Below are 15,124 nucleotides of genomic sequence, written 5' to 3' on the forward strand. Positions count from 1 at the left end.
TCAAGATGAGATTTCCCAGTATGTAAGACCCCTTGAAGACGACGAGGTAGATAGGTTGGAGGTGGAAGTGCAGCAATGCATGGAGCTGACCAATACTAATCGGTCGAGGGCTTATCCTAAAAAGTTTTCCGTAGGGAAACTTACTTCGGAAGCGTTACGCTTTGCAACGGAGTAAGGGCTACGGAGACCATTTCTAAACACGCAAATTCGTTTCGTATCTAGTTTTCAGGTGATCAAACATCTGAACTGATTTTTAAGCTGCATGTCCTTTTTAAGGATGGATCTTTTGCTGGTGAGTAATCATCGAAGCGAAGACAGCGCAAAAATCCTGTTTGGTGGCGATGGCGGAGGGGTTCCACGCGTACCCATCCCGAACACGACCGTTAAGCCCTCCAGCGCCGATGGTACTTGGACCGAAGGGTCCTGGGAGAGTAGGATGCCGCCAAGCATACATATTCCCTGATAGCTCAGTTGGTAGAGCACTCGACTGTTAATCGAGTTGTCACAGGTTCGAGTCCTGTTCGGGGAGCCATTAAGGCCCGTTGGTCAAGGGGTTAAGACACCTCCCTTTCACGGAGGTAACAGGGGTTCGAATCCCCTACGGGTCACCATTAATTTTACGCTTCGATTGGGGATGAGAATCCATAAGGGTTCGTCGGAGCATGAACTTCGGTAGCGCTGCATCGCAGTCTCGAGCGAAGTAAGAGTATCCCCTACGGGTCACCATTAATTATTTCTACACAAGAATACAATCCCATGGAGGCTTAGCTCAGCTGGGAGAGCATCTGCCTTACAAGCAGAGGGTCGGGGGTTCGAACCCCTCAGCCTCCACCATAAAACTTTATACTTTTATTACTGACGCGGGGTGGAGCAGCCCGGTAGCTCGTCGGGCTCATAACCCGAAGGCCGCAGGTTCAAATCCTGCCCCCGCAATTTATCCCCAAAAAGTGAAGAATTGCTTTGCGGCATATTCCGAATACTTTCCGGGGACCCAATAAGGCCGTGGAACCGTGGTGTAGAGGCCTAACATGCCTGCCTGTCACGCAGGAGATCGCGGGTTCGAATCCCGTCGGTTCCGCCATTTAATTTAGCTTCAGGGATGAGAATCCGGTTATCGGGTTCGTCGAAGCATCAATTTCGTTAGCACTGCATCGCAGTCTCGAACGAAGTGAGAGTATCCCGTCGGTTCCGCCATTTTAAGATTGACTCATCAATTTAGTATTTACTAATTGAGAGCCATTAGCTCAGTTGGTAGAGCACCTGACTTTTAATCAGGGTGTCGAAGGTTCGAGTCCTTCATGGCTCACCAGTTTTATAATTTATATGCGGACGTGGCTCAGCGGTAGAGCATCGCCTTGCCAAGGCGAGGGTCGCGGGTTCGATTCCCGTCGTCCGCTCCAAATATTTGCGCCCTTAGCTCAGCTGGATAGAGCGTTTGACTACGAATCAAAAGGCCAGGAGTTCGAATCTCTTAGGGCGCGTTTTCTTTAAGCCGGTGTGGCGGAATTGGCAGACGCGCGCGACTCAAAATCGTGAGGGAAACCGTGGGGGTTCGAGTCCCTTCACCGGCATACGAAATTTAATATGCAAGATTGATTCAAACGCTGATGGACGCTGTCCGATCAGCGTTTTTGTCGTTATAATTGTTTAAACTGCAGAAAAAGTAATCTAATGCTTGAGTTAATTACATACACTGCAGGTGCAAGCCTGTTGAAATGAATTTGTAATAGAACTTTTTGAGAAATTCATTTTTTTATATAATCTGCAAAATTCTCTTGAAGATATCGCCCATTGATGTCTTCATGCAGGTGATGATGTACGAGTTGGTCGATGCTCTCCTGATTGTGGTTTGTTATACAATCCAGCATTAACTGATGCTCCTTCCGGATTTCCTCCAGCTTCTCTCTCTTCAGTAAATGCAGCCTGCGGTAACGGATATAATGCACATTATATTGTTGAATCAAGTTCCATAGGAATTCACGACCTGCCAAAGTAAATAAGGTTTTATGGAAGGCGTCGTCCCACTCGAGAAAAGCCTCATGCGCGTTCTCCCGTTGGATGGCCACTTGCTGCTTCTCCAGGATCTGTGTCAGTTCAACGTTGCCTCTTAGAGGCATCTGTACGGCAAGGTCTTTGATAATTTCCTTCTCTAGTGTGCTTCTCAGGTAAATCATCTGTTCGACCGAGTCCAAATCAATAAAGGAGACCAAGTTTCCCTTTTTGGGATAGATATCGATATAGCTTTCCAAAGCTAACTGCTTCAGCACATCGCGCAGGGGAGTTCGTGAGATGTGAAAGCGTTCCGACAAAGCGGTTTCGCTGAGGATGGTTCCAGGTTTCAAGTTTAACGCCAGAATTTCGCTTTTCAATTGCTGCATGATTTCTGCTTTAGTGGACATGGTATCCCTGCTTCCGTGTGAAGTGTTCCTATCTAGTATACAACAATGAAAGCATGAAAGAAATGATCCATTACGTGAGGGGAAGACCATTCTAACTTATTATATTAAGATTCAATAGGAATGTCTGATCTAACTTATTATATTAAGATTCAATAGGAATGTCTGATTGACAGAATTATAAAGGATGATTATGATAATATCAATCTTGTATACAAGATTGATCGAAACTTTAAAATTAGTGTTGTTCTTCGTCGTGGCAGGCCACTGCAGCTTCTATAATACTGAGTACTTTCTGTGCACCCTCCAGGAGGGTTGCATCTTCGGAACCTTAAGAAACAAATAAGTCTGGTCAGGGCAAGGGATATATTTTTCAAAGTGTATGTACTACTCTGACTTATAGAATATGGTTCACTGCGAGCACCTTGGCGGCATGCATGCAAGAATATGAGAGGAGAGGAACAAGTTGAAATCACGAGGTTATCAGGCTTGGTTAACAGAAGATCGATGGAAGGAAGGAGCGCGGATCGAAGACGCTCGGCCCTTACTAGGATGTGTTACCGCAAGTGTAAATCCCAAACAGGTAACGGGAGGCGTGGCAATTGAGGAACTTATGAACGGAATTGTGTCATACACGGGTATTCATCCCGATTTGACGGTAGAATCCGGTCAGCCGATGATTGTGCTTGGAGCGCGGTTTGCCACGGAATCCATGATACAAGAGTTGAAAGCGCATTCGATTGCAGAGGAAGGATATGCCATACGATCTGGTGGTGAAGGAGCCGAACGGTATGCGGTGCTCTATGGAGGTTCCGAAAAGGGGCTTCTGTACGCTGTGTATCATTTCTTGCGGCTGCTCGGCACCGAGGCGGAACTGGAAAATCTGAGCATTGCGCATACGCCGCGAAATGCCTTACGCATGATCAACCAGTGGGACAACATGGACGGAACCGTGGAACGCGGCTATTCCGGAGGCTCCATTTTCTATCGCGAGAACCGTATTCTTCTGGCATCCGACCGGATACGTGATTATGCCAGGCTGCTGGCTTCCGTAGGCATCAATGCCATTGCCGTCAACAATGTCAATGTTCATCATGAGGAAACGAAGCTGATTACCGATGTTTTTTTGCCGGATGTGGCTAAGCTCGCAAGCATGTTCGGACGGTATGGCATTCGTTTGTTTCTGAGCGTGAATTATGCAGCCTCGATGGAACTGGGGGACCTGTCAACCGCCGACCCACTGGATGAAGGAGTACGAACATGGTGGCGTAACAAAGCGGCGGAGATCTACCGGATTATTCCCGATTTTGGCGGTTTTCTGGTTAAGGCGGATTCCGAGAACCGCCCAGGCCCGTTCACCTACGGTCGTGACCATGCCGACGGAGCGAATATGCTGGCAGATGCCTTAGCGCCTTTCGGGGGCCTTGTACTGTGGAGATGTTTCGTCTACGACTGTCATCAGGACTGGAGGGACCGCTCCACAGACCGGGCGAGAGCAGCATATGATCATTTCCGTCCACTGGACGGCCGCTTCAGGGATAACGTTATTTTGCAAGTCAAGAACGGACCGATGGATTTTCAGGTAAGGGAGCCCGTATCTCCCCTGTTCGGTGCCATGGAGCATACCAATCAAATGATGGAATTCCAAATCGCGCAGGAATATACCGGACAGCAGCGGGATGTATGCTTCCTTGTGCCGCAATGGAAACAAGCATTGGACTTTGATACTTATTTGAAAGGACCGGGCAGCACCGTGAAACGAATCGCCGCCGGCGAGCTCCATCCTTATCGTCACAGCGGAATTACCGGCGTTTCTAACATTGGCAATGACGACAATTGGACCGGTCATCACCTGGCGCAGGCCAACCTATTCGGATTTGGACGGTTGGCTTGGGATCCGGAATTGACGGCGGAAGAAATCGCTAATGAATGGAGCTTGCTGACCTTTGGCTGCGAGGGACGTATTGCTGCAGTGGTAACGGAGCTGCTGCTGCAATCCTGGTCTATTTATGAGAGCTACACGGCTCCACTCGGCGTAGGCTGGATGATGCAGCCACACCACCACTATGCCGTCGATGTGGACGGATATGAGTATTCCAAATGGGGAACCTATCATTTTGCCGACTGCCATGGAATCGGCGTGAACCGGACGCTTTCCACGGGAACCGGTTATACCGCGCAATATGCTCCCGTAAATGGGAGACGTTATGAATCGCTAGATACCTGTCCTGACGAACTGCTCCTATTTTTTCACCATGTCCCCTACACTCATAAGTTGAAATCGGGCAAAACGGTAATCCAGCATATTTATGACACCCATTTCGAAGGGGTGGAGAGGGTTGAGGTATGGATCAACCGCTGGCAGGAGTTGAAAAATGAGATGGACCCCGTGCGGTTCGAACAAATCGCGGAACGGCTGGGTTGGCAAGAGAACAATGCGAAGCAGTGGCGGGATGTCATCAATACATACTTTTATCGAAAATCGGGAATACCGGACGCTCAAGGCCGTCACATTTATTAAAGATGGAAGGGCCGAACGGGGCGGATCGATATATCCAAATGGGCTACTCATAAGCGATGATTTGCTGCAAAAAGAAGGACCTGAGTATTCCTAGATGTTTAGGACCTTTTTTCTGGCTATTGCAATTTGAGGCATGGATTCATTAGAACTTGGAAGAGGAGTGAAATGATGAAGACAACGGTGCAAATGGTCATGGATGCGCTGATTGAACCAGTCGGCAGGTTGGAGCAAACGGTAGACACCTTGAAATTCGGCGATCCGTCCACGGAGGTCACGGGTATCGTGACTTCTTTCATGCCCACCCGGCATGTGATCGAACAAGCGCTGGAGCGTAAGGCCAACCTGGTCATTGCGCATGAAGGACTGTTTTTTTCGCATCACGATGATGAAGCAGAGGGAAGAGCTGACATGATCCATCTGGCGAAGAAGCGGTTCATAGAAGAATCGAAGGTTGCGATATTCCGCTTTCATGACTATTGGCATCGCTACAAACCGGATGGCATCACGGAGGGCTTGATCCGTGAGCTTGCCTGGGAGCCCTATGTTAGCGAGCATCAACCTTCGGCTTCTCTCCTAAACATCCCTTCCCTCCCGCTTAAGGACATTGCAGAACATGTTAAGCAGAGACTTGGCGTTTCCTATGTACGTATCATTGGGGATCTGGACATGACCTTCAGCAGGATTGGCATGTTGGCGGGATACCGGGGCAGCGGTTCCCTCGCGATTCCTTTATTCGAAAGGGAACATGCAGATTTGGTGATTTATGGAGAGGGACAGGAATGGGAGACACCGGAGTATGTAAGGGAGGCGGTTCGCCAAGGAAGCCCCAAAGCGCTTATGATACTGGGTCACGCCGAGAGCGAGGAGCCCGGCATGAAAGCGTTGGCGATCAGATTAAGAGCGATGTTTCCGGATATTCCCGTGCACTATATCAAGGAAGATCCGCTGTTCCAGCTGTTTTGAGCGATGAGAAGGGTTAAGGAACCAATTGTAAAAAAATATTTGACCTGCTAGCTTGGCTGCTATATAATAGGGAATGTTGAGACAATTATTACGGTTTAACTCGCAATAGCTTACCAGATTCATATATTCGTCATACATATTTCATTACGGGATGTAGCTCAGCTTGGTAGAGCACCTGGTTTGGGACCAGGGGGTCGCATGTTCAAATCGTGTCATCCCGATTCGAAAACCATCGAAGATATTCGGTGGTTTTTTTGCTGTATAATTATGTAATCCCCAGGTCACAATAGAAGAAAAGACAGGGAATAGAAGGGGATTATTGTGAATGCATCTCGGATTAAAAAGAAACTGCAAAAGCAGTGGCGGTGGTGGAAACGCCGTTCGTTAACATTAGGATTATCTTCACTGGTTATCGCAATGGTATGGATCAGCATGTATTTACCGGATAGGGTGCAAAGTCTCCTCAGCACGAAACCTCCAGTAGCCATAGAGACGCTTCAATATTATCAGCAAGCCGAAGCGATGGATGATACGCCGGAGGATGTGAATTTTTGGAAGGCTCTGAACAAGTCCAAGGAAATGAACGAGGTTACGGTGCGGCATAGCTATGTTTGTGGTGAAGAGGAGCGCACTCTCGGGAAATTAAATACGGATGAGATCTACAATCTCCTTAATGAGCATCCATCCTGGAAAGGACAATTCGCCGGACAGGGGAAAGTGATACTGAACGAGACGATTTTGGATCTTTCACCCACCTGCAAAGAGCGGGCGTATATGAGTCTGGATAGGGATGGTAATCTGTCTTTATTCGATGGTCCTCCTGTACAAGACAAAGTGATCAAGACATTCTTTCAACTGGACATCAACTCCATGGAGTCTTCCTTGCCTGATGATGCACTGAGACATTTGTACGACGGTATTCGTATTCAGGATATAGATGAGTATAACAGTGTGCTGTCAACTTTCAGCGATTATGCTCGTGAAGGATAATCATTATATAGGAAAAATAAATAGCGGCCTAATCCGGTTTCAACTGGATAGGTCGCTTTTTTTGAAAAATGAATCTATAGTGAACCGCACCAAATGTCTATAGCTGAGGGGATTTCTTTGTACATCTCATGGGGAATGTATCGGTCATGAAACTGAAAAGTATATCAATGTGGAATTTTGGTGAAAAAAATAACCGGATTGTTCATGTTTTTAGCATATTATTCATTTTAAATTTCGCGATTATCCTTTACGATAGAACCATATTGAAATTATGCGGACTGGTTAAGTGTTGAATCAACATCAGGGGACGGCGCCCTTCCTTCGTTAAGGACCTGCGTCGGATGGACCATGTGCCGCCAAAACGAGAGGGAGAAGGAGTAATCATGAGCACACAAGCACTTTCTGTAGTCATTGTAGGATATGGCGGTATGGGCAGCTACCATGCCAAACTAATTTTGGACAACAAACGTCTGAAGGTCACAGGTACTTATGATGTACTGGCCTCACGCCAGGAAGCCTCGCGAGAAGATGGATATCCAGCATACGAAAGTTATGAAGGTGTATTAAATGATCCGGCGGTCGATGTCATTTTGATTGCTACACCAAACGACGTTCATAAAGAACTGGTTATTACTGCGTTGCAACATGGAAAGCATGTCATCTGTGAGAAGCCGGTTACGATGTATGTGAAGGATTTTGAAGAAATGATGGCTGTTGCAGAGAAAGCGGGACGCGTACTGATGGTTCATCAAAACCGCCGCTGGGACGAGGACTTCCGAATTATTAAAGAGATGTATGACAAGAAAACGATCGGCGATCTGTTCCAGATTGAATCCAGAGTACACGGAGCCAACGGTATTCCGGGGGACTGGCGGCATCTGGAAGCTTACGGTGGCGGCATGTTGCTGGATTGGGGTGTCCATCTCCTGGACCAGTTCGTATTCATGATCGACAGCAAAATTACAAGCGTAACCAGCCGTCTCAGCTTTATTTTGGGCGACGAAGTTGATGACGGATTTGATGCCGTTCTGGAATTTGAAAACGGTGTGACTGCCATGGTTGAAGTAGGCACTACCAATTTCATTACACTTCCGCGCTGGTATGTAAAAGGAACAGAAGGGACCGCAGTCATTGAGGATTGGTCGCTGACCGGACGTTCCGTCGTTCAGAACCACGAAGTGGGCAAAATCGAACCGAAGCCGATCAAAGCCGGTGTTGGATTGACCAAAACGATGGCTCCTCCATCCGAAGAGGCGACTCTGACAGAAGCTCTGCCTAAAGCGTTCGAACACGAGAGCAGCTTTTATGATAACTTTGCAGACGTTGTAGAAGGCACTGCGGCACCGATTGTTAAAAACGGCGAAGTTCTGCGCGTTCTGAATTTGATTGAAAATGTGTTTAAAGCGGCCCGTACCCGCGAAGTGATCAAAGATTTCGATATGTATGAGCCAAAAAATTAACATGCTGTGCCCAGTGCTTTCATGCATTCATTAAAATAACCGGTAATACATGAAGAGGCTGTTCAATGGTTATAAGACCGGGACAACCTCTTCTTTAAATAAGTTTTGCTTGCAAAATAACAAAGGGGTGTCCTTCAGGTCGTAATGACCTCTTGGAACACCCCATTTTTGAATTGCTCTTATTTAAAAAGTAACGGTCCAGTTTTTTGTGTCTGGCAGGCTGCCGGATTGAAGGCCCGTAATGGTATCATACAGCTTCTGTGACAGTTCGCCGATTTCGCTGTTATTGACCTCCATCGTATGCTCATTCCAGTGCAGCTCGCCGACCGGCGAAATGACCGCTGCCGTTCCGGTGCCAAAGACTTCTTCGAGCTCGCCTTGTTTATAGGCATCATAGATTTCTTCAATGGAAAGCTTGCGCTCCTCCACAGGGACTCCCCACTCCTGAAGAAGGGAAAGCACAGAGCTGCGGGTTACGCCTTCAAGGATGCTGCCGTTAATGGCAGGAGTAATGACCTTGCCGCCGATTTTGAAGAAAATGTTCATGCTGCCGACTTCTTCGATGTATTTCTTTTCAATGGCATCCAGCCACAGAACCTGAGAGTATCCTTCTTTTTTTGCGTTTTCCTGGGCCTTGATGCTTGCCGCATAGTTGCCTGCCGCTTTCGCAAAGCCGATTCCGCCGCGAACGGCGCGGGTATAGGAGCTTTCCACATTGATTTTGACGGGCTCAAGGCCGCTGGAATAATAGGCGCCAACCGGCGAAAGGATGACCATCAATTGGTAGGTGTAAGAGGAACGCACTCCAAGGCAAGGCTCAGTCGCGATAATAAATGGACGGACATACAGCGAATTTCCCTTTTCTGTCGGAATCCAGCTTTTATCTACTTCAATCAATTTTTTGATGGCTTGAATGACAAAATCCTCATCGATCTCCGGAATGCCCAGACGATCATTGGAACGATTGAGACGCTTCATGTTTTGGTCGGGTCTGAATAGCAGAACCTTCCCGGAATCCGTCAAATAAGCTTTCATGCCTTCGAAAACCGCCTGGCCGTAGTGGAATACCATCGCTGCCGGGTCAATAACGATCGGTGCATAAGGGACAATTCGTGGATCATACCAGCCCATATCCTTGTGATAATCCATAATGAACATATGGTCCGTAAAATACTTGCCGAAGCTGAGATTTTTGCTGTCTGGTTTCTCGGCCGGCTTGGTGGTTAACTGAACTTTGATCTCCTCGTTCATGGTCACGCGCTCCTATCGTACGTATATAATATGTTTACTATAGTTAACAAAAAATGATTGGTCAATTCAATGTTATCAATTAAAATAATAGTTATCAACTATAATGGAGGATCGGACCATGGACTTTCGTCTGCTTGAATATTTTATGGCAGTCTGTGAGGAACTTCATTTTACCAAGGCCGCTGTAAAGCTTGGAATCAGTCAGCCTACGCTCAGTCAGCAAATACGGTTGTTAGAAGAAAGAGTGGGTACGCCACTGTTCCGCCGCATTGGTAAACGCAATTTTCTTACGGAAGCGGGGCAGACGTTAAGGGAGCATACGCAAAATATTTTTCATGAGCTTGAGCAAGCGCAGACCGAGATTAATGAGCTTAAAGGAATGGCCCGCGGGAAACTGAGGATCGGATGCTCGGGCAATCATCTGCTGACGCAAACCCTGATTTCTTTTCATCAAAAGGCGCCTGGAATCTCCATCTCGGTGCATGAGCTCGCGACAGAAGAGACCAAAAATGGTCTGCTGGAGAATAAACTGGATCTTGGAGTGGTTTTTTTGCCATTGGATGATGAACACCTGGTCAGCATGGAGCTGTACAACGAGGAGCTTAGTCTCGCGGTTTCCACCTTGCACCGGCTTGCCTGGAATGAATCGGTCATGCTGAAGGAGCTCGTTCAGGAGCCTCTCGTATTGTTTCCGGAAAAGTTTCTGGTACGGCAAATGATCGACGCCTACAGTAAACAAGCAGGCATTCGCCTGCAGCCGATCATCGAGCTGTCTACCATGGACTCCATGCTGCAGCTGGTCCGTCTCAGTGTGGGGGCCACGATTCTGCCCAAATCCTATTTGAAATCCATGATTCACTCGGATCTTCATATCATCCCCATCGTTAACCCGGTGCTTCAGAAAAAGGTCGGCCTTGTCTACCGCAAGCAGAAGTTTATGAACGCTTCGATGCTTGCTTTTATCCGTGAACTCACGCAAACCTTTAATCCGTCCGATCCTGTCGGAAATTCGCTGTCGTAAACGGACTCTTTCAAAACGCGCGCCTACTTCTTTCAAGAGGGTCATAGACTTGATAGGAAGTTTTACATTATAATGAAGAGAACGAATACATATGTTCGCTTTATGGCAAGGGAGAGAGTTCATTTGCGTATTTTAGGAATTGACCCGGGAATTGCGATTGTCGGCTTTGGATTTATCGATAAGGTCGGCAGCAAAGTGACTCCGGTACAATATGGTTGTATTCAGACGGAAGCACATACACCCGATGAAGAGAGGCTGCTGCATGTATATGAAGCCATGCTACAGCTCATTGACAAATATAAACCGGACAGCGTTGCTTTTGAAAAGCTGTTCTTCAACCGGAACGTAACGACCGCGATGTCGGTCAGCCAGGCACGTGGGGTTCTGATTTTGGCTGCAACGCAGCGCGGCTTGCCTATAGGTGAATATACACCAATGCAGGTTAAGCAGGCTGTTGTAGGCTACGGCAAAGCCGAGAAGAAGCAGGTTCAGGAAATGGTACGGATGTTCTTGCGGCTGCAGGTTGTGCCTAAACCCGATGATGTGGCGGATGCCCTGGCGGTGGCGATTTGCCATGCCCATTCGTATACTTTAAATTCCAAGATAAATGAGGTATTGCGAAAATGATCGATTTTTTAAGAGGACCTGTCGCTCATCTGGAGAATGAATATATTGTACTTGACGTTCAAGGGGTGGGATACCGCGTATTCTGCCCTAATCCTTTTATATTTGCCAAATCAGAAGGCCCTGTGACAGTATACACGCATCATCATGTGCGTGAGGATGCTATGCTGCTGTTTGGTTTTCCTACCCGTGAAGAGCAGAAGCTGTTCCGCAAGCTGATTGATGTATCCGGTATCGGTCCCAAGGTAGCGCTGGGAATACTCGCTGGAGGTACACCGGATCATGTGGTGACGGCGATTTATCAGGAGAACATTACGTTCCTGACCAAGCTCCCCGGGATCGGCAAGAAAACGGCGCAGCGCATGATCCTGGATTTGAAGGACAAGCTGGACGGATTCGGTACTGCCTCCATGGCTACGGGGCTGTTTGCAATACCGGAGCCGCAGGAAGGGGATGGATCAGCCTGGTCGGAAGCGCGTGAAGGTCTTAAGGCACTCGGCTATACCGATCCGGAGCTGGACCGCGTGTGGCTTAGAATCAAGGATGACACGTCGTTTGGGGATTCGGTGGATGTATTGATGAAGAAGGCGCTTAAGCTGCTCTATGCAGGTTAGTAGAGCAATAGTGCTGCAGAAAGAGGGCGACACAAATGGATGACCGTATTATCTCGGCTAATCTAATGATGGATGACCAGGCGGTGGAGCTCAGTCTTCGCCCCCGGTATTTAAATGAATATATTGGACAGAACCAGATCAAGGAAAATTTGAAGATTTACATCGAGGCCGCAAAAATGCGGAACGAGGCTTTAGACCATGTGCTGCTGTATGGACCTCCGGGGCTTGGCAAAACAACGCTGGCTAATATTATTGCAAATGAGCTTGGGGTGAATCTGCGCACTACATCCGGTCCTGCCATTGAACGGCCTGGTGATCTGGCAGCGCTTCTGACCAATCTGCAGGAAGGCGATGTGCTGTTTATAGATGAAATTCATCGGCTGCACCGGACTGTGGAGGAGGTGCTGTATCCGGCGATGGAGGACTTTGCGCTGGATATTATGATTGGCAAAGGCCCGAGTGCTCGCTCAGTGCGCCTGGATCTGCCTCCATTTACGTTGATTGGGGCTACGACCCGTGCCGGGCTTTTGTCTGCTCCGCTTCGCGACCGTTTCGGCGTCGTCAGCCGTCTCGAGTTTTATACGGTAGATGAGCTCAGCTATATCGTATCGCGAGGAGCTGATATTTTTGGCATTGAAATCGTGGGGGATGCTGCCGAAGAGATTGCCCTGCGTTCCAGAGGGACTCCTCGTATTGCTAACCGTTTGCTGAAACGGGTACGTGATTATGCCCAGGTTCGCGGTGACGGGATGATTACGCCGACCATCGCGGAGGAATCGCTGAAGATGCTTCAGGTGGATCCGCGTGGATTGGATCAGATCGATTATAAAATGCTCACGGCGATGATCAACAGCTTTAGAGGCGGGCCCGTTGGACTGGATACCATTGCGGCTACCATAGGGGAAGAAAGCCAGACCATCGAGGATGTGTATGAGCCATATTTGCTGCAGATCGGGTTTCTGCAGCGGACTCCACGCGGCAGAATGGTTACGGCTGCGGCATATCAGCATTTGGGATTGCCGATGCCGGAAATCCGCTGATTGCAGCGGGGCATCCAATCATACTTAGTACTTGTTCTACAATGGCATGATCCATCGCCACAGCCTCATTACGTACAATATCCAATAATATTGAATTTTCATAGACTTCATGGGATGCAAGGAGGAAAATAGCGAGTGGGAAATGTAACGGTACCTAGAGTTGTAGCATGGTGTGGTAAAGGGCTGCTGGCTGCTCTGCTAGTGGCTGGAAGCTTCCAGCTGCCCGGCAAGGCTGCTGCCCTTCCGGTCGATCATATACGTGTAGGCATGTTTATGGATTTAGGCAGCACTTATAAATCAACGACGGCGGCAGTAACTCTCTCTTCCGGGCAAGCCTGGACGGTAGGCTTTAACACGCCGGCCGGGCATTCAAACCTGATTACGCTTGGGTCAGGTGAACAGGCCCGATTCAGTGTAGACGGATTCAGAATCAAGGTGCTCGAAACAGCAGATCTGTCCACGGTCACAGAAGCCTATAAAAAACTGGCAGCCACGGCGGACAAGCCTTTAATATTTGCGGCCACGTCGAGTGGGGGCCAAGTATACCAGTTGTATACGGGGTATTATGCCAGTGAACAGACAGCAGCATCGGCTCTAGCCCGGGCTGCAAAAACCGCTTCAGCCTATTTGAATGGACAGACACCCGCAGTGAAAGGACCCAAGCATTTATCGGCAGGTACATACGCTACTGAAGCGCAGGCAGCATCTGCTGTAAGTACGATCAAGGCTGCTGGGTTCGATGCCATGGTTGCTCTGGAGCAAACCTCTGACGGAGGCAGCCGTTATGCTGCCTGGGTCGGGGAGGCAGGGAATGATAATGAACTGGAAGCTCTGCGCAGTTCCGTCAGCGCCAAACTCCCGCAGCTGACATTGTCGAATGTGGACTCCAATCTTCCGGCTTTCATCATTCGTCAGGATGTGAGCCTGGGACAGGCTGTGAATCATTATCAGCTAAGCGGCAATGATGCCAAGGGCTGGATTGAAAACGGCGGTTCGGAAATTAAGGTGGCCGAAAGATCAGGCCGTTCCTATCGGGGCGCGATGGAAATAAGCTCCCTTAACGGCCAGCTGGCGTTGGTGAATGATCTGCCATTCGAGCAGTATTTATATTCGGTTGTTGGTGGTGAAGTGCCTTCCTCTTGGCCCGCGGACGCTTTGAAGGCCCAGGCCGTAGCGGCACGCAGCTATGCAGAGTTCCAAGCGGGGCAGAGCAGCAGGTTTAAAATTGCCGACGTGGTGGATACAACACTTAGCCAGGCTTATAACGGGATTTCATCCGAATCTGCGAGTGTGATTCAGGCAGTCGATGCAACACAGGGAGAAGTTATTCTTAAAGACGGCAAGGTTGTGGAAGCTGTGTTTTCCTCCAATGCCGGCGGTGTATCCGCTGATCCGTCCGAAGTATGGAACAGCGGTGGAGATGCCTTTGCCAGTGTTCCAAGTGAAGGCGATGAAGCTGCCGTAAAGGGTCAAAAAATGTGGTATCATGTTCTTCTGTCCTCCGGTGCGAGCGGTTTTATCCGTGAAGATAATGCGAAGGAAACCGGAACATTAACCGGCGGTGGGCTGGCGAAACTAACAGTAACGGCGAAGGATACGAATGTCCGACCGCTGCCGCTGATACAGTCAGATGCCAGTCCGGTGGCCAAGATGAATCCCGGAGATACGGCTATTGTACTGGAAAAGGTCCAGGAATCAGGCACTTACTCGTGGGTACGTGGCCCTTATTCATCAGCAGAGCTGGTGAAGAGTCTTCAAGGCAAAACCTCAACGGCGGCTCCTTCCTCGATCACTACCTTGGAAGTGACCAAGAGGGGGCCGTCCGGCCGTGCGACAGAGATTAAGGCTAATGGCCAGATTCTCGATGTGAAATATCCTGATATGTTCCGTTCCGCGTTGAACGGACTTCCAAGCACGTTGTTTGATATTGTACCGACAGGAAGCTATACTGTACTGAGTGCAAATGGCACAACATCCAAAATCACCGGTTCGTCCAGCATGACCGTGCTCTCAGCCTCTGGTCAGAGCACCTTACAGGGAAGTGGAACGGTGGTTATGAACGGAAACCAAAGTGCTCGCAGTATTGATTCTGGCGAAGGCTTTATGTTTGTAGGCAGAGGCAATGGTCACGGACTTGGACTCTCGCAATGGGGAGCCAAAGGAATGGCAGATGCAGGGTATGGTTATCAGGATATTTTGAAACACTATTATCAGAACGTTACTATTACTAAGGAATGACGCAAT

11 protein-coding genes, 10 tRNA genes and 2 rRNA genes are annotated in these 15,124 nt (G+C 48.6%); 21 read left to right on the forward strand and 2 right to left on the reverse strand.

What is annotated here, in order from left to right:
• The 11 genes from KJS65_RS00005 to KJS65_RS00055 all read left to right on the forward strand — a co-directional run.
• Nucleotides 1–119 (forward strand): 23S ribosomal RNA (locus tag KJS65_RS00005); the annotation flags it as partial.
• A 212-nt stretch (nucleotides 120–331) separates the two neighbouring features.
• A 5S ribosomal RNA gene (gene rrf / locus KJS65_RS00010) occupies nucleotides 332–448 on the forward strand.
• An 8-nt stretch (nucleotides 449–456) separates the two neighbouring features.
• Nucleotides 457–532, forward strand: a tRNA-Asn gene (locus KJS65_RS00015).
• 4 nt (nucleotides 533–536) lie between these two features.
• Nucleotides 537–611: transfer RNA gene (locus KJS65_RS00020), tRNA-Glu, on the forward strand.
• Between the two features lie 147 nt (nucleotides 612–758).
• A tRNA-Val gene (locus tag KJS65_RS00025) sits at nucleotides 759–834 on the forward strand.
• 25 nt (nucleotides 835–859) lie between these two features.
• A tRNA-Met gene (locus tag KJS65_RS00030) sits at nucleotides 860–933 on the forward strand.
• Nucleotides 934–1,004: 71 nt separating this feature from the next.
• A tRNA-Asp gene (locus KJS65_RS00035) sits at nucleotides 1,005–1,081 on the forward strand.
• 152 nt (nucleotides 1,082–1,233) lie between these two features.
• A tRNA-Lys gene (locus KJS65_RS00040) sits at nucleotides 1,234–1,309 on the forward strand.
• A 16-nt stretch (nucleotides 1,310–1,325) separates the two neighbouring features.
• Nucleotides 1,326–1,400 (forward strand) — tRNA-Gly (locus tag KJS65_RS00045).
• Nucleotides 1,401–1,407: 7 nt separating this feature from the next.
• A tRNA-Arg gene (locus KJS65_RS00050) sits at nucleotides 1,408–1,481 on the forward strand.
• A 10-nt stretch (nucleotides 1,482–1,491) separates the two neighbouring features.
• A tRNA-Leu gene (locus KJS65_RS00055) sits at nucleotides 1,492–1,571 on the forward strand.
• Between the two features lie 174 nt (nucleotides 1,572–1,745).
• Here the strand turns inward: KJS65_RS00055 and KJS65_RS00060 are convergent.
• Nucleotides 1,746–2,399, reverse strand: a complete 654-nt coding sequence (locus KJS65_RS00060; protein WP_213648044.1) for a GntR family transcriptional regulator — start codon at nucleotides 2,397–2,399, stop codon at nucleotides 1,746–1,748.
• Between the two features lie 463 nt (nucleotides 2,400–2,862).
• Between KJS65_RS00060 and KJS65_RS00065 the strand changes: the two genes are divergently transcribed.
• From KJS65_RS00065 to KJS65_RS00085, 5 genes are all read left to right on the forward strand, one after another.
• Nucleotides 2,863–4,917 (forward strand): alpha-glucuronidase family glycosyl hydrolase, encoded by a 2,055-nt coding sequence (locus KJS65_RS00065; RefSeq protein ID WP_244864335.1) that lies wholly within the window; start codon nucleotides 2,863–2,865, stop codon nucleotides 4,915–4,917.
• 168 nt (nucleotides 4,918–5,085) lie between these two features.
• Complete coding sequence (locus KJS65_RS00070; protein WP_213650572.1) at nucleotides 5,086–5,880, forward strand: Nif3-like dinuclear metal center hexameric protein; 795 nt, start codon at nucleotides 5,086–5,088, stop codon at nucleotides 5,878–5,880.
• Nucleotides 5,881–6,027: 147 nt separating this feature from the next.
• Nucleotides 6,028–6,101: transfer RNA gene (locus KJS65_RS00075), tRNA-Pro, on the forward strand.
• Between the two features lie 100 nt (nucleotides 6,102–6,201).
• Nucleotides 6,202–6,870 carry a BofC C-terminal domain-containing protein gene (locus KJS65_RS00080; protein ID WP_244864336.1) on the forward strand — a complete coding sequence of 223 codons (669 nt, stop codon included), beginning with the start codon at nucleotides 6,202–6,204 and terminating at the stop codon, nucleotides 6,868–6,870.
• A gap of 383 nt (nucleotides 6,871–7,253) precedes the next feature.
• Complete coding sequence (locus KJS65_RS00085) at nucleotides 7,254–8,330, forward strand: Gfo/Idh/MocA family protein (RefSeq protein WP_213648045.1); 1,077 nt, start codon at nucleotides 7,254–7,256, stop codon at nucleotides 8,328–8,330.
• A 183-nt stretch (nucleotides 8,331–8,513) separates the two neighbouring features.
• Here KJS65_RS00085 and KJS65_RS00090 read toward each other — a convergent pair whose 3' ends face one another.
• Entirely contained in the window at nucleotides 8,514–9,581 is a 1,068-nt protein-coding gene (locus tag KJS65_RS00090; protein WP_213648046.1) for a branched-chain amino acid aminotransferase, read from the reverse strand.
• A gap of 118 nt (nucleotides 9,582–9,699) precedes the next feature.
• Between KJS65_RS00090 and KJS65_RS00095 the strand changes: the two genes are divergently transcribed.
• The 5 genes from KJS65_RS00095 (at nucleotide 9,700) to KJS65_RS00115 (ending at nucleotide 15,118) form a co-directional block, all read left to right on the forward strand.
• Nucleotides 9,700–10,602: a LysR family transcriptional regulator gene (locus tag KJS65_RS00095; protein ID WP_213648047.1), complete on the forward strand. Its 903-nt coding sequence runs from the start codon at nucleotides 9,700–9,702 to the stop codon at nucleotides 10,600–10,602.
• Between the two features lie 123 nt (nucleotides 10,603–10,725).
• A complete protein-coding gene (gene ruvC / locus KJS65_RS00100; protein ID WP_136606750.1) occupies nucleotides 10,726–11,229 on the forward strand; it encodes a crossover junction endodeoxyribonuclease RuvC in 504 nt (167 codons plus the stop codon).
• Nucleotides 11,226–11,840: a Holliday junction branch migration protein RuvA gene (gene ruvA, locus KJS65_RS00105; RefSeq protein WP_213648048.1), complete on the forward strand. Its 615-nt coding sequence runs from the start codon at nucleotides 11,226–11,228 to the stop codon at nucleotides 11,838–11,840. Before ruvC ends, ruvA begins: the two co-directional genes overlap by 4 nt.
• Nucleotides 11,841–11,875: 35 nt before the next feature.
• Entirely contained in the window at nucleotides 11,876–12,880 is a 1,005-nt protein-coding gene (ruvB, locus tag KJS65_RS00110; protein WP_136606748.1) for a Holliday junction branch migration DNA helicase RuvB, read from the forward strand.
• A 135-nt stretch (nucleotides 12,881–13,015) separates the two neighbouring features.
• Nucleotides 13,016–15,118, forward strand: a complete 2,103-nt coding sequence (locus tag KJS65_RS00115) for a SpoIID/LytB domain-containing protein (RefSeq protein WP_244864337.1) — start codon at nucleotides 13,016–13,018, stop codon at nucleotides 15,116–15,118.
• The last annotated feature ends 6 nt before the right edge of the window (nucleotides 15,119–15,124 follow it).

Source organism: Paenibacillus sp. J23TS9 (assembly GCF_018403225.1).
Classification (GTDB): Bacteria; Bacillota; Bacilli; order Paenibacillales; family Paenibacillaceae; genus Paenibacillus_AQ.